This is a genomic window from Erythrobacter litoralis, assembly GCF_029760855.1.
GTDB classification, from domain to species: Bacteria; Pseudomonadota; Alphaproteobacteria; order Sphingomonadales; family Sphingomonadaceae; genus Qipengyuania; species Qipengyuania litoralis_A.
In genome coordinates, this window is the sequence record NZ_SOSI01000001.1 from 191,771 (window position 1) to 209,363 (window position 17,593).

At 62.9% G+C, this 17,593-nt stretch carries 19 protein-coding genes; 7 read left to right on the plus strand and 12 right to left on the minus strand.

Annotated features, from left to right (window positions below; all coding sequences use genetic code 11):
- Positions 1-58 precede the first annotated feature (58 nt).
- Together E3U23_RS00815 and E3U23_RS00820 are read left to right on the plus strand one after the other, a co-directional pair.
- Positions 59-754, plus strand: coding sequence for a GcrA family cell cycle regulator (locus E3U23_RS00815; RefSeq protein ID WP_279349268.1), 696 nt, complete (start codon positions 59-61; stop codon positions 752-754).
- A gap of 72 nt (positions 755-826) precedes the next feature.
- Positions 827-1,360, plus strand: a complete 534-nt coding sequence (locus E3U23_RS00820) for a DUF1993 domain-containing protein (protein ID WP_279349269.1) — start codon at positions 827-829, stop codon at positions 1,358-1,360.
- Here E3U23_RS00820 and E3U23_RS00825 read toward each other — a convergent pair.
- Complete coding sequence (locus E3U23_RS00825; RefSeq protein WP_279349270.1) at positions 1,357-2,037, minus strand: spermidine synthase; 681 nt, start codon at positions 2,035-2,037, stop codon at positions 1,357-1,359. The genes E3U23_RS00820 and E3U23_RS00825 overlap by 4 nt on opposite strands.
- Positions 2,038-2,136: 99 nt before the next feature.
- Here E3U23_RS00825 and E3U23_RS00830 point away from each other — a divergent pair, with 99 nt between their 5' ends.
- Positions 2,137-3,240, plus strand: coding sequence for an NAD(P)-dependent alcohol dehydrogenase (locus E3U23_RS00830; RefSeq protein WP_279349271.1), 1,104 nt, complete (start codon positions 2,137-2,139; stop codon positions 3,238-3,240).
- A 75-nt stretch (positions 3,241-3,315) separates the two neighbouring features.
- On the opposite strand, the gene pnp is transcribed toward E3U23_RS00830, so the two are convergent.
- The 11 genes from pnp to pspF form a co-directional block, all read right to left on the minus strand.
- The gene (gene pnp / locus E3U23_RS00835; protein ID WP_279349272.1) at positions 3,316-5,631 is read right to left on the minus strand and encodes a polyribonucleotide nucleotidyltransferase; all 2,316 of its coding nucleotides are present in this window, start codon (positions 5,629-5,631) and stop codon (positions 3,316-3,318) included.
- Between the two features lie 180 nt (positions 5,632-5,811).
- Positions 5,812-6,081 carry a 30S ribosomal protein S15 gene (rpsO, locus tag E3U23_RS00840; RefSeq protein WP_279349273.1) on the minus strand — a complete coding sequence of 90 codons (270 nt, stop codon included), beginning with the start codon at positions 6,079-6,081 and terminating at the stop codon, positions 5,812-5,814.
- Between the two features lie 4 nt (positions 6,082-6,085).
- Complete coding sequence (gene truB, locus E3U23_RS00845) at positions 6,086-7,030, minus strand: tRNA pseudouridine(55) synthase TruB (RefSeq protein WP_279349274.1); 945 nt, start codon at positions 7,028-7,030, stop codon at positions 6,086-6,088.
- The gene (locus E3U23_RS00850) at positions 7,027-7,719 is read right to left on the minus strand and encodes a site-2 protease family protein (protein ID WP_279349275.1); all 693 of its coding nucleotides are present in this window, start codon (positions 7,717-7,719) and stop codon (positions 7,027-7,029) included. The genes truB and E3U23_RS00850 overlap by 4 nt, the downstream gene beginning before the upstream one ends.
- Positions 7,720-7,753: 34 nt before the next feature.
- Positions 7,754-8,335, minus strand: coding sequence for a thymidine kinase (locus E3U23_RS00855; protein ID WP_279349276.1), 582 nt, complete (start codon positions 8,333-8,335; stop codon positions 7,754-7,756).
- Complete coding sequence (gene rbfA / locus E3U23_RS00860; RefSeq protein WP_279349277.1) at positions 8,335-8,733, minus strand: 30S ribosome-binding factor RbfA; 399 nt, start codon at positions 8,731-8,733, stop codon at positions 8,335-8,337. The genes E3U23_RS00855 and rbfA overlap by 1 nt, the downstream gene beginning before the upstream one ends.
- 178 nt (positions 8,734-8,911) lie before the next feature.
- Positions 8,912-11,494: a translation initiation factor IF-2 gene (infB, locus tag E3U23_RS00865; RefSeq protein ID WP_279349278.1), complete on the minus strand. Its 2,583-nt coding sequence runs from the start codon at positions 11,492-11,494 to the stop codon at positions 8,912-8,914.
- Positions 11,495-12,259: a DUF448 domain-containing protein gene (locus tag E3U23_RS00870; protein WP_279349279.1), complete on the minus strand. Its 765-nt coding sequence runs from the start codon at positions 12,257-12,259 to the stop codon at positions 11,495-11,497.
- Positions 12,240-13,946 (minus strand): transcription termination factor NusA, encoded by a 1,707-nt coding sequence (gene nusA / locus E3U23_RS00875; RefSeq protein WP_279349280.1) that lies wholly within the window; start codon positions 13,944-13,946, stop codon positions 12,240-12,242. The genes E3U23_RS00870 and nusA overlap by 20 nt, the downstream gene beginning before the upstream one ends.
- A 77-nt stretch (positions 13,947-14,023) precedes the next feature.
- Positions 14,024-14,581 carry a ribosome maturation protein RimP gene (gene rimP, locus E3U23_RS00880; RefSeq protein WP_279349281.1) on the minus strand — a complete coding sequence of 186 codons (558 nt, stop codon included), beginning with the start codon at positions 14,579-14,581 and terminating at the stop codon, positions 14,024-14,026.
- A gap of 133 nt (positions 14,582-14,714) precedes the next feature.
- Complete coding sequence (pspF, locus tag E3U23_RS00885) at positions 14,715-15,737, minus strand: phage shock protein operon transcriptional activator (protein WP_279349282.1); 1,023 nt, start codon at positions 15,735-15,737, stop codon at positions 14,715-14,717.
- 150 nt (positions 15,738-15,887) lie between these two features.
- Between pspF and E3U23_RS00890 the strand changes: the two genes are divergently transcribed.
- From E3U23_RS00890 to pspC, 4 genes are read left to right on the plus strand one after another with little or no spacing between them, the layout of a single operon-like run.
- A complete protein-coding gene (locus E3U23_RS00890; protein ID WP_279349283.1) occupies positions 15,888-16,040 on the plus strand; it encodes a hypothetical protein in 153 nt (50 codons plus the stop codon).
- Positions 16,037-16,915, plus strand: coding sequence for a phage shock protein PspA (gene pspA / locus E3U23_RS00895; RefSeq protein ID WP_279349284.1), 879 nt, complete (start codon positions 16,037-16,039; stop codon positions 16,913-16,915). Before E3U23_RS00890 ends, pspA begins: the two co-directional genes overlap by 4 nt.
- Positions 16,916-16,918: 3 nt before the next feature.
- On the plus strand, positions 16,919-17,215 hold the full coding sequence (pspB, locus tag E3U23_RS00900) for an envelope stress response membrane protein PspB (protein WP_279349285.1): 297 nt from the start codon (positions 16,919-16,921) through the stop codon (positions 17,213-17,215).
- A complete protein-coding gene (gene pspC, locus E3U23_RS00905; protein WP_279349286.1) occupies positions 17,212-17,589 on the plus strand; it encodes an envelope stress response membrane protein PspC in 378 nt (125 codons plus the stop codon). The genes pspB and pspC overlap by 4 nt, the downstream gene beginning before the upstream one ends.
- Positions 17,590-17,593: the final 4 nt, after the last annotated feature.

The window sequence follows — 17,593 nt, forward strand, 5'->3', positions numbered from 1 at the left end:
CAAGCACCCCTCGCTGGCAAGCGCGGTGACGGGTAATACAGGAATTGCAGGACGAACGATGAGCTGGACCGACGAACGGATCGCAACGCTGAAGAAGATGTGGGAGGGCGGTTCTACTGCCAGCCAGATCGCCGATGAGCTGGGCGGTGTGAGCCGCAACGCCGTCATCGGTAAGGCGCACCGGCTCGGGCTGAAGTCGCGCCCATCGCCCGTGAAGGCGGGCGAGAAGAAGGCTGCGAAGCCGGCACCGAAGCCCGCACCAGCAGCTCCGAAGAGCGCGCCGAAGCCTGCCGCACCCAAGCCGGTCGCCGCAAAGCCGGCTTCGCCCCCCGCTCCTGCGCCATCACCTTCCGCACCGCCCGCGGCCAAGGCAGATGCTTCGCCGAGCCAGCCGATGCCGAACAAGCAAGGCGATATGCCCAAGATCGTCTCGGTCGGCCCGGGCGGATTTCTACGGCAGGGACCAGGCGATCAGCAGCCGCCCATTCCGCCAGCGCCGCCGCGTCGACTGGTGCCGGCGAAGCCCGATCCGGCGATCGCCGACAAGACGAGCCTGCTCGATCTATCGGAGAAGGTCTGCCGTTGGCCGATGGGCCACCCGGGTGAACCCGATTTTCATTTCTGCGGCGAGGCGGTGAACCCTGGCTTCCCCTATTGCGTCGAACACTGCGGCCGGGCCTATCAGGCGCAGTTGCCCCGCGGTGCGCGCCGCCCCCCTCCCCCCCTCCCGTTCGGCGGACCGCGCGTTCGCTGAGTACGCTACCCGATCATTCCAAAGGCCCGCCTTCGCTTTGTCGGCGGGCCTTTTCATTCCGAGGAACTGCCGATGGCCTTCGATCTCTATGCCGCTTTCGTCCCGACCGCCCGTCAGTTGCTTGAGGCCATGCCGGGCGTGATCGACAAGGCCGAACAGTATGCGCAGGACGGGAACTGCTCCGCCGACGCCCTGTACGAGGCGCAGCTGGCGGAGGATATGTGGCCGCTTCCCTGGCATGTCCGGGCGTGCTGGATGCACACGGGTTACGCGCTCGACCAGTTGGCCGGGGGCGCATTCACGCCGGACTTCACCGACATTCCCGGTGACTTTGGTGCGATGCGCAGCATGGTCGGCGCGGCGGCCGAACGAATGGCGAGGGCAACATCGGACGAGATTGCGGCACTTGCCGAAAAACCGATCGATTTCGTCCTCGGTGGCGAAACGCGCTTCACCCTTCCCGGCGAACGGTTCCTGCTGGGCTTCAACATGCCGAACCTGCAATTCCATGCGACGACCTTCTACGGCATCCTGCGCATGAAGGGCGTGCCGCTCGGCAAGCGGGATTACATGGGCAACCCGGCCGGCCCGATGTTCCAGAGCTAGGTCTTTCGGGCGAACCAGATCGTGTGGCGGGGGCCCTTGTTGTTGGGCCGCGCACGCACGGTGCGTTCCTCGACGTCGAAGCCCGCATCCTTCAGCCGCGTCCTGAACTTGTGATCGGGCGCCGCCGACCAAACGGCGAGGATACCGCCTGAACAAAGTGCATCGCGCGCTTTCGCCAGCCCGGTACGCGAGTAGAGCCGTTCGTTGCCGTCGCGCACGATACCATCCGGCCCGTTATCGACATCGAGCAGGATCGCATGCCATTTTGCGCAAGTCCCGTCGATCGCGTCGTCGATCAAGGCAGCGACATCGCAGAGAACAACCTCGCCGCGCGGATCGGCCAGCGTCTCGCCTGTGAGATGCGCCAGCGGACCTTCCGCCCATTCGAGGATTTCCGGCACCACTTCGGCGACAAACACGCGTCCGCCCTCCGGCAGCTTTTCCAGCGCCTTTCGATAGGTGAAGCCCATCCCGTATCCGCCGATCAGGATGCGGGGCGTGTCGGCGTTCATCCGCTCCAGCGTCAATTCGGCGAGTTGCTCTTCGCTGAACTGCATGCGCGTTCCCATCAACTCGTCGCGCCCGAGCATGATGATGTAATCGCGCCCGTGGCTGACGAGCGTGAGCGTATCTCCGCCCGGTATGGCGGCGGTGGCTAGGGTTTCGCGTGGTAGCATCATTAGTGCCTAGCACCCCCGCGCGACTGCGCAATCGCGGATCCCGGGACACGCAAGGGTCTCCGTTCGTTGATAGCGGGCAGACCCACGGAGACATTCATGCCTACAGACGCCCGTATCGCCGTCATTCCCGAAGCCGGCGGCGATTATACCATCGAAAATCGCGAAATCGCCGACCCGGGCCCGCATGAGGTTCTCATCAAGCTAGTGGCGACGGGCGTCTGCCACACCGATCTCGCCGTTCAGGCAGGCGATCTGCCCACCAACTATCCGGTCGTTCTGGGTCATGAGGGCGCGGGTACGATCGTGAAGGTCGGCGATCATGTTTCGGACCTTGCCGAAGGCGACAGGGTGGTTCTGTCCTATGGATCATGCGGCCGCTGCCGCCCCTGTCAGGAAGGCGATCCCGCCTATTGCAACGATTTCGAAGCGCTCAACTTCATGAACGAGCGGCAGGGAAGCGACAAACCCGTATTCGCAGATGGACCGAATGCGGCATTCTTCCAGCAATCGAGCTTCGCCACCCACTCGATCGCGCATGAACGCAATGTCGTGAAAATCGAGGCAGATGTGGACATCTCGCTACTGGGTCCGCTCGGCTGCGGAATCCAAACGGGCGCAGGCGCCGTGATGCGGACCGCGCAGCCGAAAGCCGGGTCGACCCTGCTGGTGTCCGGAGTGGGCAGCGTGGGCATGTCCGCGGTGATGGGCGCGAAAGTTGCCGGGTGCAGCACGATCATCGCGGTCGATACGAATGCGGAGCGGCTGGAACTCGCCAGGGAAATTGGCGCGACCGACACGATCGTAGCCGGAAAGGACACGGATGTTCCCGATGCGGTGCGCCAGATCGTGGAAGAAGGCGTCGATTTCGCCATCGAATGTAGCGGCAACGACAAGGCGGCACGCGCGGCATGGGAAGCGCTGGCAAAAAGGGGCACGCTGGTCGTGGTCGGCGCCCCGCCTTCCGGCACGGAATATGCGTTCGACGCCAACGAACAGATCATGAGCGGCCGCAAGATCGTCGGCTGCGTGGAAGGAGACGCGAAGGTGAAGCAGTTCATTCCCGAACTGGTCCGGCTCCATCAGCGCGGCCTCTTCCCGTTCGACCGTCTGGTGAAGCGCTATCCCTTCGACAAGATCAACGAGGCCGTGAAGGATTTGCACGACGGAAAGGTATTCAAGCCGATCCTCGAAATGTCGTAGGCTCACGCGGCATCGGCCATGAAAAAGGCCGCGGGGATCGCTCCCCGCGGCCTTTCCTGTTCTTGGCTAAACGGATCAGTCCTTGAGGAAGTCCGGCACGTGCGCCTCGCCGGAGCCGCTCTCGCCTTCGTTCCGGCTGCCGCCGTCCCGGTCGCCGCGATCGCGGCGCGGTCCGCCGCGTCCACCACGACCGCCGCGACGATCGCCGCCGCCGCCGCCACGTGGACCTCGGCCGCCTTCACGGTCACCACGCGGTTCGCGCGGCGGGCGGGTGTCTTCCAGTTCTTCGCCGGTTTCCTGATCGACCACACGCATCGACAGGCGAACCTTGCCGCGATTGTCGATCTCGAGGACCTTGACCTTCACTTCCTGTCCTTCGGACACGACGTCGGTCGGCTTTTCGACCCGCTCGTTCTTCATTTCGCTGACGTGGACGAGACCGTCCTTGCCACCCATGAAGTTCACGAAAGCACCGAAGTCGACGATGTTGACGACCTTGCCGTTATAGACCTTGCCGACTTCCGCCTCTTCGACGATGCCTTCGATCCAGCGCTTCGCCGCCTCGATCTCGTCGGCATTGCTCGACGAAATCTTGATCGTGCCCTCGTCGTCGATGTCGACCTTGGCACCGGTTTCCGCAACGATCTCGCGGATCACCTTGCCGCCCGTACCGATTACGTCGCGGATCTTCGACTTGTCGATCTGCATCGTCTCGATGCGCGGCGCATGCTTGGAGACGCCCGAGCGCGCCGTGCTGAGCGCCTTGGTCATTTCGCCGAGGATGTGCGAACGGCCGGCCTTCGCCTGCTCCAGCGCGGTCTTCATGATCTCCTGCGTGATGCCGGCAACCTTGATGTCCATCTGAAGCGAGGTGATGCCCTTTTCCGAACCCGCGACCTTGAAGTCCATGTCGCCGAGGTGATCTTCATCGCCAAGGATATCGGACAGGACGGCGAAGTCGTCGCCTTCGAGGATGAGGCCCATCGCGATGCCCGAAACCGGACGTTCGATCGGAACGCCAGCGTCCATCATCGACAGACAGCCGCCACACACCGTCGCCATCGAGGACGAGCCATTACTCTCCGTGATGTCCGACAGGATACGGATGGTGTACGGGAAGTCTTCATGGTTCGGCAGCACCGGATGCAGCGCGCGCCACGCAAGCTTGCCGTGACCCGTCTCGCGGCGGCTGGTGAAGCCGAAGCGGCCAACTTCGCCGACCGAATAAGGCGGGAAGTTATAGTGCAGCATGAAGGGCGAATAGCTCAGGCCTTCGAGGCCGTCGATCATCTGCTCGGCATCCTTGGTGCCTAGCGTGGTGGTGCAGATCGCCTGCGTCTCGCCGCGCGTGAACAGGGCCGAACCGTGGGTGCGGGGAAGCAGGCCGACCATCGCTTCGATCGGGCGGACCTGATCGACCTTGCGCCCGTCGATACGGGTGCCGTCCTTCAGGATCGAACCGCGAACGATGTCGCTTTCGAGCTTCTTCACCAACTTCAGCTTGCCGAGATACTCGGCCGGATCGCTGTTATCGAGGCCTTCGTAATGCTCGCGCGCCTTGGCACGTGCCGCGTTGACTGCATCCTGACGCTCACCCTTGTCGGTGATCTTGTATGCCGCTTCGAGATCGGCACCGATGATACCGCGCAGCTCGTCCAGAGTGGCCGACTTGTCTTCGACCGGCTGCAGGTCCCACGGATCCTTGGCGGCCTGCTCGGCCAGATCGATGATCGCGCCGATGACCTTGCGGCTTTCCTCGTGCGCGAACATGACGGCACCAAGCATTTCCTCTTCGGTCAGTTCCTTGGCTTCGGATTCGACCATCATCACCGCATCCTGCGTCGCGGCAACGACAAGGTCGAGACGACCTTCTTCGTCGAGCGCGCTGGAGAGCGACGGATTGAGTTCGTATTCGCCATTGCGGAAGCCGACGCGCGCCGCGCCGATCGGGCCCATGAAGGGCACGCCGCTGATGGTGAGCGCGGCCGAGGCGGCGATCATGGCGACGATATCGGGCTCGGTCTCGCCGTCATAGCTCAGGACCTGCGCAATCACGTTGATTTCGTTGTAGAAGCCTTCCGGGAAGAGCGGCCGCACCGGGCGGTCGATCAAGCGGCTGGTCAGCGTTTCCTTCTCCGTTGCGCGGCCTTCGCGCTTGAAGAAGCCGCCCGGGATACGGCCCGCGGCGGAGAACTTTTCCTGGTAGTGGACGGTAAGCGGGAAGAAGTCCTGCCCTTCCTTCACACTGCGCGCGGCGGTGACGGCGCACAGCACCACGGTTTCGCCATAGGTGGCGAGGACCGCGCCGTCTGCCTGACGGGCAATGCGGCCGGTTTCCAGAGTGAGGGTCTTTCCGCCCCACTCCAGCGATACGGTTTTCGTGTCGAACATGTATTTTCCTTATGACCCGCAACGCCTGATTGCTCCTGCGGGGCCTACTGTGCCGGGGATACCGTCCCGGTCCGGTTCGGGGCCTGGTTCGCACCCCATTCGTCGGACCCGTTGCGCCGGATTGCGCACGGGCCGGATAAACGAAGGGGCGGCCTTTGGAGCCGCCCCTTCGAGAAACTCTTATTTGCGAAGACCCAGCTTCTGGATCAGCGCGTTGTACCGCTCGACATCGATCTTCTTCAAATAGGCGAGCAGGTTACGGCGCTTGTTGACCATCATCAGAAGCCCGCGACGCGAGTGATTGTCCTTGTGGTTGCTTTTGAAATGCTCCGTCAGATTGCGGATGCGTTCCGTCAGAATGGCAACCTGGACTTCCGGCGAACCGGTGTCGCCATCGGCCTGCGCATTGTCCTTGATGATCTCAGCTTTACGTTCGGCGGTGACCGACATTCATTTACTCCGCGACATCCGGTAGGTTGAAACCCCGGACGACCTTGGCCGTCCCGCCTTCCAGGTTCACTAGCGCCACCGGCACATCGTGCAGGGATGCAAGGTGAAGCCCGTCTGCTTGGGGCAGATCCGACAATACCCGGCCCTGGCGGACCGCCTGCGCGCTGTCGGGATCGAGGGAGAGAGCCGGGATGTCGTCCAGCCCCGCCTCTAGCGGCAGGAGTAGGTGTTCAAGTGGCGCGCCCTTAGCGATTTCCTCGCATTTGTCCAGCGAAATCGCCTGATCCTGATGGAACGGGCCAGCCTTGATACGTTTAAGATAGGTGACGTGGCCCACCGTTCCAACCGCGTGTGCGATGTCCCGTGTAAGGGAGCGGATATAGGTTCCTTTCGACACTTGGGCGCGCAGGGTGACGGAGTCCAAGGTCGTGTCATCCGTTTGGTCCGAACTCGTCGGAGGGAGAACGGCCAGATCAAAAATCTCGACCGCTCGCGTTTTCATTTCGACCTCTTCCCCCGCCCGCGCCCGGTCGTAAGCGCGTTTGCCATCTATCTTGATCGCGGAATAGGCCGGCGGGATCTGCTCGATCAGGCCCATGAACAGTTCTAGACTGCGGGCAATATCCGTCTCGCTCGGGCGCACATCGCTGGTCGCGACCACCTCGCCCTCGGTATCGAGCGTGCTCGTTTCCTCGCCGAAACGGATGGTGAAATCGTATACCTTGCTCGCATCGAGCATCCGCCCGGCAAGTTTGGTGGCCTCGCCCAGCGCAATCGGCAGCACCCCTTCAGCCAGCGGATCGAGCGTCCCGCCATGGCCGACCTTGGTCTTGGGATAACCGCCCTGTCGCAGCACGCGCTTGACCATGCCCACCGCCTGCGTCGAGCCGAGCCCGCGTGGCTTTTCGAGGATCAGCCAGCCATGCGGTTGCCGCTTCGCATCGCTCATCCTGCCACCAGATCGCCGATATAAGTGGCGATGGCGAAGAACTGCTCCTGCATCCACAGGACTGGCGGAAGCACCGTATTCTCGATGAAGCCGGCATTGGGGAAGGCCCAGGTCGCCGCGATCAGCACGACGAACAGGATCATCCCCATCGCCTGAAGCTTCTGCCAGTGTTTCGCGAACCGCCGGGGCAACAGGCCGCCGACAATATGCGAGCCATCGAAAGGCGGGATTGGCAGCAGGTTGAACAGCGCGAGGAAGACGTTGATCAGGATGAACGCCCCGCCCGCCGTCATTACCCATTCGGGTAGCATCGTGGCGGTCTGGGCGGATAGTCCGAAGGCGAGCCCGATAAACACGGCGCCGACCAAAGCCAGAAGGATGTTTGTTCCCGGCCCAGCCGCCGCGACTGCCATCATGCCGTAACGCGGATTATCGAGCCGCTGGGCATTGACCGGTACCGGCTTGGCCCAGCCGAAGATCGGACCTCCGAACAGCGCCAGCGCGCCCGGCACCAGCAGCGTGCCAACCGGATCGACATGTTTGATCGGATTGAGCGTCAGCCGTCCGAGATCGCGCGCAGTCGTATCACCGAGCGCCAGCGCCATCCAGCCATGCGCCACCTCGTGCAGCACGATGGCGACGATCAAGCACGGGATCAGGATCGCCGCGAGGGTGAGGGTTTCGATCATCTATCGAAGATAGGGAGTGCGCGCGTGTGATGCATCACACGCCGCCTACCGCCTCGACGAAATGCCGGCGACACATGGCGACGTAGCGATCGTTACCGCCGATTTCGGTCTGTGCGCCTTCGCGCACCGCCTTGCCCGTCTCGTCAATCCGCATGTTCATCGTTGCCTTGCGTCCGCAATCGCAGACGGCCTTCAGTTCGATGAGTTCATCCGCGATGCCAAGAAGGGCGGCGGAACCTTCGAACAGGTCGCCGCGAAAATCGGTACGCAAACCGTAGCAGAGGACCGGAATACCATCGTCGTCGGCCAGTTTCGCCAATTGCCAGACCTGGCTGCGCGTGAGGAATTGCGCCTCGTCGATGAGGACGCAAGCGAGCGGGGATCCGGCATGGTCGGCCAGAACCCGCGCGGCGATATCCGTCTCCGCATCGAACCGGTGGGCGTCGCTCGACAGGCCGATGCGGCTTGAGATCGCACCGAAGCCGGGGCGGTCGTCGATCGCGGCGGTCCAGAGAGAGACATCCATCCCTCGCTCACCGTAATTGAAGGCGGCTTGCAGCAGGTTCGAACTCTTGCCCGCATTCATGCTGGCATAGTAGAAATAGAGCTTGGCCATCAGCCCTCGTCGCCGAGGTCTCGGGCAACCTTGGGGTTTTTAAGCAGGCTTTCGATGCGCTCCGCCTCGTCGAAACTTTCGTCCGGCTGGAACGACAGCTTCGGCGCGAACTTCAGGCCGAGCCGTTTAGCGACTTCCTTCTGGAAGAAGGCCGTATTGGTCCGCAGCGCCTTCAGCACCTCCGCTTCTTCACGCCCCAGGAGCGGCTTCACATACGCCTTCGCATTGCGCAGATCGGGCGACATCCGCACCTCGGTTACCGAGATGTTCGTCGCCCGCAGCGTCTCGTCATGCGCTTCCCCGCGCGCGAGCAGTTCCGACAGGATATGCCGAACCCGCTCGCCCACCTTGAGGACGCGCACCGATTGCTGCTCGGGAGTGGAGGCGTGCTTCGCCATCGGTTTACCCAATAAAGTCTGAAACGATTGCAGCCTTTTGCATGTTAGGTGATCGGATCCTGACCGTCGAAGTGCTTTACTATACGTTCAAGCGCTCTCGTCTGGCGTTGATTTTCCCGGTAGATCCCCGCGAGGACAATCGCAGCGAATATGACTGAAATTGCTGATCCCGCAATAATCATAACGTCCGCTCGCGCTCCTCCACTTCGAACACTTCGAGCTGGTCGCCCGCCTTAATGTCGTTCGTGTCCGCCAGTACCACGCCGCACTCGAGACCGGCACGCACTTCGTCCACGTCGTCCTTGAAGCGCCGCAGCGAAGCGATGGTCGTCGCCGAGACGATGACGTCCTCGCGGGTGAGACGGGCGTGCAGACCCTTGCGGATGACGCCTTCCTCGACCAGCAGACCAGCCGCCTTGTCGCGCTTGCCCGAGCGGAACACTTCCTTGACGGCCGCACGGCCGACGACGTTCTCGATCCGCTCCGGACCAAGCTCGCCCGCCATCTCCTTCGCGATCTCGTCGGTCAGGTGATAGATGACGTCGAAATACTTCATCTCGACGCCGTCACGCTTGACGAGCTCGCGAGCCTTGGCGTTCGGTCGCACATTGAAGCCGATGATCGGTGCTTTCGATGCCGCCGCCAGCGTGACATCGCTCTCGGTGATCGCACCCACGCCTGCATGCAGCACGCGAACCTTGATGAGATCGTTGCCGAGATTGTGCAGCGCGGTCGTGATCGCTTCCACGCTGCCCTGCACATCGGCCTTCACCAGCACGGGGAACTCGACGAGATCGGACGAGAGGTTGTTGAACATCGTATCGAAGCTGGTCGGCGCAAGCGCGGTGCGCTTTTCGGTCGCCTTCTCCTGACGATATTCGGCGACTTCGCGAGCGCGCTGCTCGTTCTCCACCACCGTCAGGCGATCACCCGCACCCGGCACGCCGCCGAGGCCGAGAACTTCGACCGGCATTGAGGGCCCTGCCGCCTTAATTTGCTTGCCGCTGTCATCGACCACGGCGCGCACACGGCCGCTCTGCGTGCCGACCACGAAGGTGTCGCCGCGCTTCAGCGTGCCGCGCGTGACCAGCACGGTCGCCACGGGCCCACGGCCCTTGTCGAGCTGCGCTTCGATCACGGTCGCTTCCGCCATCCGGTCCGGATTGGCTTTCAGTTCGAGCAGCTCGGCCTGAAGCGAAATCGCTTCGAGCAACTCATCGAGCCCAGCCTTGGTTTTGGCAGAGATCTCGACGTCCTGAACATCGCCCGACATTTTCTCGACGATGACTTCATGTTCGAGCAGGCGGTTGCGGATATTGTCCGGCTTGGCCTCTTCCTTGTCCATCTTGTTGATGGCGACGATCATCGGAACTCCGGCCGCCTTGGTGTGATTGATGGCCTCGATCGTCTGCGGCATGATGCCGTCATCGGCCGCCACGACCAGCACGACGATATCGGTGACGTTCGCACCGCGCTGGCGCATTTCGGTAAATGCGGCGTGGCCCGGCGTATCGAGGAAGGTGATCTTGTCGCCGCCCTTCGTCTTCACCTGATAGCTGCCGATATGCTGGGTGATGCCGCCGGCTTCGCCCTTGACGACATTGGCACCGCGAAGCGCATCGAGCAGGCTGGTCTTGCCGTGATCGACATGGCCCATGATCGTGACGACCGGGGGACGCGGCTTCAGCGTTTCTTCGGGATCAACGTCCTCTTCGGCGCTGATGTCGACATCGGCTTCGGAGACGCGCTGGATATTGTGGCCGAACTGATCGACCAGAAGCTCCGCCGTATCCTGGTCGATCGTCTGGTTGACGGTGACCATCATGCCGAGATTGAACAGCTCCTTCACCAGGTCCGCGCCCTTTTCAGCCATGCGGTTGGCAAGTTCCTGCACGGTGATCGCTTCGGGCACGATCACATCGCGCACCTGCTTCTCGCGCGGCTTGTTCGAACCGCCGCCCTGCATCCGGCGCTCTTTCTCGCGCGCACGCTTGAGCGCGGCGAGGCTGCGCGCACGGCGGCCTTCGTCCTCGTTGAGCGCCTTGTTGACGCTGAGCTTGCCCGAGCGCCGCTTGTCCGGCTTCTCGGCAGTCTTGACGGGCTTCTCTTCCTTTTTCTTGCGTTCCGGCTTCTTCGGCTCGGGACGCGCGACGGGCGTGAAGCGGCGTGGTGCGGGCGCGGCGGCCTCGCTCGCTGTCTCGGCTGCTTCGGCAGCGGCAAGTTCGTCGGCAGCGGGTTCGGATGTTTCCTCAGTAGCAGGAGGGGCGGCCGCCTCTTCGGCAACGCGCTGCTTGTCTTCCTCGGCCTGCTTTTCCGCAGCCTCTTCGGCCTTGCGGTTTTCCTCGGCGCGCTTCTTCTCGTCCTCGACTGCCTGCCTGGCGGCCTGGTCGTCGCGCTTGCGCGCTTCTTCCGCAAGGCGCAGCCGCTCTTCCTCGGCTTCGCGCTGAAGGCGAGCGACGCGCTCCTGCGGCGTCTCGTCGCTGGCCGCGGGTTTCTTCGGCGCGGGCGCCTTGGCTACCGGGGTTGGCGTAGGTGCGGGCTTCGGCGCAGGAGCCGGTGCCGCTTCCGGAGCGGGAGCGGGAGCGGGAGCGGGTGTCGGAGCAGGCGCTTCGCCCGGCTTCACGAGCTTGCGACGCCGCTTCACCTCGACCGCCACCTTGTTGGTACGGCCGTGGCTGAAGGTCTGCTTGACCTCGCCGCTATCGACCGACCGCTTGAGGCCGAGCGGTTTGCGGGTGGGTTTCTTCGTGTCGTCGCTCATCTAGCTCGTTTCTCTTTCACTCAATCGTTCGTCGTCCTGAAACGCCGCGGCGGGCGCTTCGGAATATTCGGCGGGCAGGTCGTGCCCGGTATAATGCATGAGGCGCACCAGCGGCTTCATCACCCGCCCGGCCGCAGCATCATCGGCCAGCGCCAGATGGACGACATTGTCGCGGCCCAATGCCACAGACAGGGCGTGCCGGTCCAGTGGAAGCGTGATACCCCGCTCGCCCGAACCTTCCGCATCGCGCCCCACGCGCCATGCCTGGTCGAGCTTCTTGCGTCCGTCCTCGCTCGCGTCGCTCGCATGACACAGCAGCGCCGCCGCCCCGGCGCGCGCCTGCTCGGCAATGCGCTGGGTCCCCAAGATAAGACGACCGACGCGCATTTCGAGTCCCAACCGGTCGAGAAAGACGCGTGTCAGAGCATCCTCGATCCGTTCGGGCAGGTTTTCGGGAATTTCGAGATCGCCGGTCTTGAACGCGCGGGCAAGCCCCGCCTTCAGCTTGCCGTTCGCCCGAGCCTCTTCGAATGCTGCCCGCGAAGAGCACACCCAGGCACCGCGGCCGGGCGCCTTTTCCTGCATGTCGGGCAGGACGAGACCGGAGGGGGACGCCACCAGCCTCAGCAGGGCGCCGCGCGGATGCGTCTCCCCGGTGAGCACGCATTTACGCTCCGGACGCGACTTGGCAGGCCCGGAAGCTTTCCGGGCCTTGCCATCTTCAGCGATGTCGGACGTCAGACGCTCATTGGGTGGAGTCCGCATCGGCGGCCTCCTGCGATTGGTCTTCGGCTTCGGCGGCCGTCTCGGCGTTCTCTACCGCAGTGCCTTCGTCCGCAGCGCCCTGCGGCTCTTCGTCTTCGAACCAGTGGGCGCGCGCAGCCATGATGATCTCGTTGCCCTGCTCTTCGCTCAAGCCGTATTCGCCGAGCACGCCGCCCTTGTCGGCTTCGCGCTGCGGGCGATCGCTGCGCATCGGCGGGCCGTCGGGATTGGTATTCCGGCGACGCGGTGCCTCGCGCTTCTTGGCGATGAGTTCGTCGGTCGCGAGATCGGCGAGATCGTCGAGATCCTTGATGCCCGCCTTGCCCAGGGTCACCAGCATGGCTTCGGTGAGATGCGGAATTTCGGCGAGCGCGTCGTCCACGCCGAGTTCGCGGCGGGCCTCGCGGTGTGCGGTTTCCTGGCGCTCGATCGCTTCTTGCGCACGGCTCTGGAGTTCTTCGGCCAGCTCCTCGTCGAACCCTTCGATGCCGGCCAACTCGTCCAGCTCGACATAAGCGACTTCTTCCAGCTCGGCAAAACCCTCGGCGACCAGCAGCTGGCTGAGCGTTTCGTCGACGTCGAGCTCTTCCTCGAACATCTTGGAGCGTTCGGCGAATTCCTTGCTGCGCTTCTCGCTCGCCTCTTCCTCGGTCATGATGTCGATCTGGTTGCCGGTCAGCTGGCTGGCCAGACGCACGTTCTGGCCGCGGCGGCCGATCGCGAGGCTCAGCTGATCATCGGGCACGACGACCTCGATCCGCTCCGCATCCTCGTCCAGCACTACGCGGCTGACGGTGGCGGGCTGGAGCGCGTTGACGATGAAGGTTGCCCCGTCGTCGCTCCAAGGGATGATGTCGATCTTCTCGCCCTGCAATTCCTGTACGACCGCCTGCACACGACTACCCTTCATGCCGACGCAGGCGCCGACCGGGTCGATGCTGGAATCGTGGCTGATCACGCCGATCTTGGCACGGCTGCCCGGATCGCGGGCGGCGGCTTTGATCTCGATGATGCCGTCGTAGATTTCGGGCACTTCCTGCGCGAACAGCTTGCGCATAAAATCGGGCGCGGCGCGGCTAAGGAAAATCTGCTGACCACGATTGTTGCGCTCCACCTTGGTGATAAGCGCGCGGATGCGTTCGCCGACGCGCGCCGCTTCACGCGGGATCTGCTGGTCGCGGCGGATGACGCCTTCGGCCCTGCCAAGATTGACGATAATATGCCCGAACTCGACCGACTTGATGACGCCGGTAATGACTTCGCCGGCACGGTCCTTGAATTCTTCGTATTGCCGCTCGCGCTCAGCATCGCGGACCTTCTGGAAGATCACCTGCTTGGCGCTCTGCGCGTCGATACGGCCGAGATCGACCGGGGGCAGCGGATCGACGATGAAATCGCCGACGCTCGCGCCGTCCTGCAGTTTCTGCGCGGCCTTGAGGTCGACCTGCTTGAAGTAGTCTTCCACCTCTTCGACCACTTCGACCACGCGCCACAGGCGAAGATCGCCGCTTTGCGGATCGAGCTTGGCGCGAATGTCGTTCTCGGCACCGTAGCGGGCGCGCGCGGCTTTTTGGATCGCTTCTTCCATCGCTTCGATCACGATGGCTTTGTCGATCATCTTTTCCGATGCGACCGAATTGGCGATCGCGAGAAGTTCGGCCTTGTTGGCGGAAATGGCACTGGCCATCGATTGACTACCTTCTTCTTAAAGCATCGCGAATGGATGCAGGAACCTACCTATAAATCCGTTCGTGCGAACGGACACTAATCGTTATCGTCGTCCTCCAGCACATCATCCGCACCGCTCGTATCGAGCGGCTGGGTGGCGGCAATCAGCGCATCGGTCAGGACGAGCTTCGCCGAATGCATGTGTTCGCGGGGAAGCGAAACCTCGCCCGCCTTGGCGTCCTTGATAACGACCTGCCCACCCTCGAGACCGAGCAATTCGCCCTTGTAGTTGCGCTGCCCGTGGAAAGCCTTGTCCATGCTGATCTTGGCTTCATGACCCGCCCAGTCGGCAAAGTCCTTGTCGCGGGTGAGCGGACGATCGATACCGGGGCTGGACACTTCGAGGTGGTACGCCCCGTCGATCAGGGTTTCGCCCTGCTCTTCCAGCGTGTCAATCCGGTCCGACACGCGGCGGCTGAGCGCTGCGCATTGCTCGATCACCAGCTGCCCTGTTGCCGGGTCCTCCGCCATGATCTGCAGCGCCTGCCCGCCATCGCCCGCTTCGGACGGCATCATCTTTACGCGCACCAGCTCGAAACCAAGCGCGCGCGCTTCGGGTTCGATCATTTCGGTAAGACGCGCCAGATCGGCCATTGGTTCTCCAGTATACACCGCGAATGCGACAACGAGGTTTCGTGCCGGCCCCTCGCGGCGCCAGCCCTACAAAGTCACGACAATGTCGGGATGGATGGCGAGATAAACGCAAGTCCTGCGAAAAGCAAGAGGCTCAATCATCGTCGGTCAGGCCGTGCTTCTTGATGCAATGGCGTAGCTGGTCGTAGCTGAGGCCCAGCGCCTTGGCGGTCTGTCGCTGGTTCCAGCGGTTCCTGCCGAGCGCGTGTTCGACGATGGAGCGCTCATGTGCATCGACCGCGGCGCGCAGATCGTCGACACTGTCGAAGTCCGGGGCGGCAGATTGCGGTTCGGCCTTCGCGTCCGGCGTGCCTTTCGATCTAGACGGCGGCGGCGTGGGCTTCCATGGGCTGTCGAACGGGTCGAAGACGATATGCCCGATCGGCGTGTCCCAATCGTCCCACCGATAGACGGCACGCTCCACCGCATTGCGCAATTCGCGTACGTTTCCGGGCCACGGGTGGTCCTCGAGTTGCTGGTGCACGTGATCGGCGAAGCCCGGCCACGCCTCCCAGCCGAGTTCCGCGCCCATGCGACGGCCGAAATAATCGGCCAGCACCGCAATGTCCCCTTCGCGCACCCTCAGGGGCGGCAGGGTGATGACCTCGAAGCTGAGGCGATCGAGCAGGTCGGATCGAAATTCGCCACGTTCGGCCTTGTGCGGCAGATCCTCGTTGGTCGCAGCAACGATGCGGACATCGACCTTCATCGGCCGGCTCGAACCGATACGGGTGACCTCGCCATATTCGACCGCCCGCAACAGCCGCTCCTGCGCCCCCATCGACAAAGTGCCCAGTTCGTCCAGGAACAGCGTGCCCTTGTCGGCTTCCTCGAACCGGCCGGCTCGCGCTTTGGTCGCGCCGGTGAACGCGCCCGCCTCGTGTCCAAACAATTCGGCTTCGATCAGTGTTTCAGGCAACGCGGCACAGTTCATCGTAACGAGCGGTTCGCCCCAGCGTGGGGACAATCGATGGAGACGTTCGGCGATCAATTCCTTGCCGGTACCCCGCTCCCCGATCACCAGCACTGGACGACGCATGGGGGCCGCCCGACTGGCACGCTCGACCGAGTCGAGGAATGCGCCCGATTGACCGATGAATTGATTTTCCCGCTCCATTCCCAACCTATAGGGAATTACACCATACCTTGGCAACGTTCACCGATGGCTGCCCGCCGGGCCGCGCGAAAAATCCCCCAGTTGCAGGCCTTTTCGTCGTTTGGCACGCCCGTTGCAGTGTATGCTACGAACGAACCAACGGAGCCAACCATGTACGATCAACGCTTTTTCAAAACCAAGCTCGGCCGGGCCGCGCTGGCCAGCGTCTTCGCCATGTCCGTCTTCGCGGCGCTGAGTTCGCACATTACGGTGACCGCACCGTCGGCCAGCCTGGCGACCTTGCAGATTACGGAAATCGCATGAGCAAGCCCGACAAACCCAAACCGAGCGTGAGACTTACCCGCATCGACGACGAGGTCGAACGCCTCCGCCGCTCGCCGACGCCGACCCAGTCGCCGCGCCGCCGCGAAGATACGGGCGCCGCCGATTGGCTCGACGGCGAAAAGGTCAGCGCCAAGATCAACGATTTTCTTTCAACCGGAGCACCCTTCATGGGCATATTCAGCCGCACCCGCGACATCATTGCAGCCAATTTCAACGACATGCTCGACAAGGCGGACGATCCTCAAAAGATGATCCGCATGATCATTCTCGAAATGGAGGAAACGCTGGTCGAGGTTCGTGCCAGCGCTGCGCGCACCATCGCCGACCAGAAGGAGATGCATCGCCACACGGTCAAGCTTGACAAGCTGCAGGCCGATTGGGCGGACAAGGCGCAGCTCGCGCTGTCGAAGGATCGCGAAGACCTCGCCCGCGCCGCCTTGGTCGAAAAGAAGAAGGCGGCGGACATGTCCGAACAGCTGAAGGAAGAGATCGGTGTGCTCGACGATGCGCTGCGCGCCTACGAGCAGGACATCAACAAGTTGCAGAACCGCCTGCGCGAAGCCCGCAGCCGACAGACCGCAATCGCTGCAAGGCTGGAAAGCGCGGAGAACCGCGTGAAGCTACGCAGCCTGATGACCGAAGAGCGGGTCGACGATGCACTCACCCGGTTCGACCAGCTCGAACGCCGGGTCGACTATGCCGAGGGCCGCGCCGATGCGCTCAGCATCTCTGACGGCAACAAGCCCAGCCTCTCCGATGAAATCGCCGCGCTGGAAGGCGCCGATGCGATCGACGACGAACTGGCGGAAATGAAACGCGCGCTCGGCCAGAGCGGCGACAAGACGGAGGACTGATCGATGGAAGAGTTTTTTGCCATAGCTGCGATCTTCATCGCGCTTCCCTGGATCATCCTACACTACATCACGAAGTGGAAGACATCCGCCTCTATCACCACCGATGACGAGGTTTTGCTCGAGGAACTCTACAACCTCGCGAAGCGGCTGGACGAGCGCATGGACACGGTCGAGCGCTTGGTCGCTTCCGACAACCCCGATTTCAAACCCGCCCGCCTCGTCCACGACAGCGAACAGGACAATCAGCAGCTCCGCGAGCTCGAACAGCTTATCGCGGAGAAGAAAGGAACCGCACGATGAACAGCCCCCGCACCACTCTCTATCGCGACAAGGAAAATGCGAAGCTGATGGGCGTGTGCTCCGGCATCGCGGACTATACAGGGGTCGACGCCCTCTGGATCCGGCTCGCTTTCCTGATGACCCTCTTCATGACCGGCGGCGCGGTGATCCCGTTCTACTTTCTCGCCGGCCTGCTTCTCAATAAGAAGCCGCCCTATCTCTACAGCGAGCCCGCAGAGCAGAGATACTGGCAGGGCGTGCGCCAGAACCCGAAGCGCACGGCCCGTGAAATCCGCAGCAAGATGAAGGACATCGACCGCCGCCTGGCCGACGTCGAGACCTATTACGTCAGCAGCAATCCGCGCCTCAATGCCGAGATCGAACGGCTACGGTAAACTA

Coding starts and splice junctions, on each gene's coding strand:
- E3U23_RS00815 (WP_279349268.1), top strand. CDS start 59: ATGAGCTGGACCGACGAACGGATCGCAACGCTGAAGAAGATGTGGGAG.
- E3U23_RS00820 (WP_279349269.1), top strand. CDS start 827: ATGGCCTTCGATCTCTATGCCGCTTTCGTCCCGACCGCCCGTCAGTTG.
- E3U23_RS00825 (WP_279349270.1), bottom strand. CDS start 2,037: ATGCTACCACGCGAAACCCTAGCCACCGCCGCCATACCGGGCGGAGAT.
- E3U23_RS00830 (WP_279349271.1), top strand. CDS start 2,137: ATGCCTACAGACGCCCGTATCGCCGTCATTCCCGAAGCCGGCGGCGAT.
- pnp (WP_279349272.1), bottom strand. CDS start 5,631: ATGTTCGACACGAAAACCGTATCGCTGGAGTGGGGCGGAAAGACCCTC.
- rpsO (WP_279349273.1), bottom strand. CDS start 6,081: ATGTCGGTCACCGCCGAACGTAAAGCTGAGATCATCAAGGACAATGCG.
- truB (WP_279349274.1), bottom strand. CDS start 7,030: ATGAGCGATGCGAAGCGGCAACCGCATGGCTGGCTGATCCTCGAAAAG.
- E3U23_RS00850 (WP_279349275.1), bottom strand. CDS start 7,719: ATGATCGAAACCCTCACCCTCGCGGCGATCCTGATCCCGTGCTTGATC.
- E3U23_RS00855 (WP_279349276.1), bottom strand. CDS start 8,335: ATGGCCAAGCTCTATTTCTACTATGCCAGCATGAATGCGGGCAAGAGT.
- rbfA (WP_279349277.1), bottom strand. CDS start 8,733: ATGGCGAAGCACGCCTCCACTCCCGAGCAGCAATCGGTGCGCGTCCTC.
- infB (WP_279349278.1), bottom strand. CDS start 11,494: ATGAGCGACGACACGAAGAAACCCACCCGCAAACCGCTCGGCCTCAAG.
- E3U23_RS00870 (WP_279349279.1), bottom strand. CDS start 12,259: ATGCGGACTCCACCCAATGAGCGTCTGACGTCCGACATCGCTGAAGAT.
- nusA (WP_279349280.1), bottom strand. CDS start 13,946: ATGGCCAGTGCCATTTCCGCCAACAAGGCCGAACTTCTCGCGATCGCC.
- rimP (WP_279349281.1), bottom strand. CDS start 14,581: ATGGCCGATCTGGCGCGTCTTACCGAAATGATCGAACCCGAAGCGCGC.
- pspF (WP_279349282.1), bottom strand. CDS start 15,737: ATGGAGCGGGAAAATCAATTCATCGGTCAATCGGGCGCATTCCTCGAC.
- E3U23_RS00890 (WP_279349283.1), top strand. CDS start 15,888: ATGTACGATCAACGCTTTTTCAAAACCAAGCTCGGCCGGGCCGCGCTG.
- pspA (WP_279349284.1), top strand. CDS start 16,037: ATGAGCAAGCCCGACAAACCCAAACCGAGCGTGAGACTTACCCGCATC.
- pspB (WP_279349285.1), top strand. CDS start 16,919: ATGGAAGAGTTTTTTGCCATAGCTGCGATCTTCATCGCGCTTCCCTGG.
- pspC (WP_279349286.1), top strand. CDS start 17,212: ATGAACAGCCCCCGCACCACTCTCTATCGCGACAAGGAAAATGCGAAG.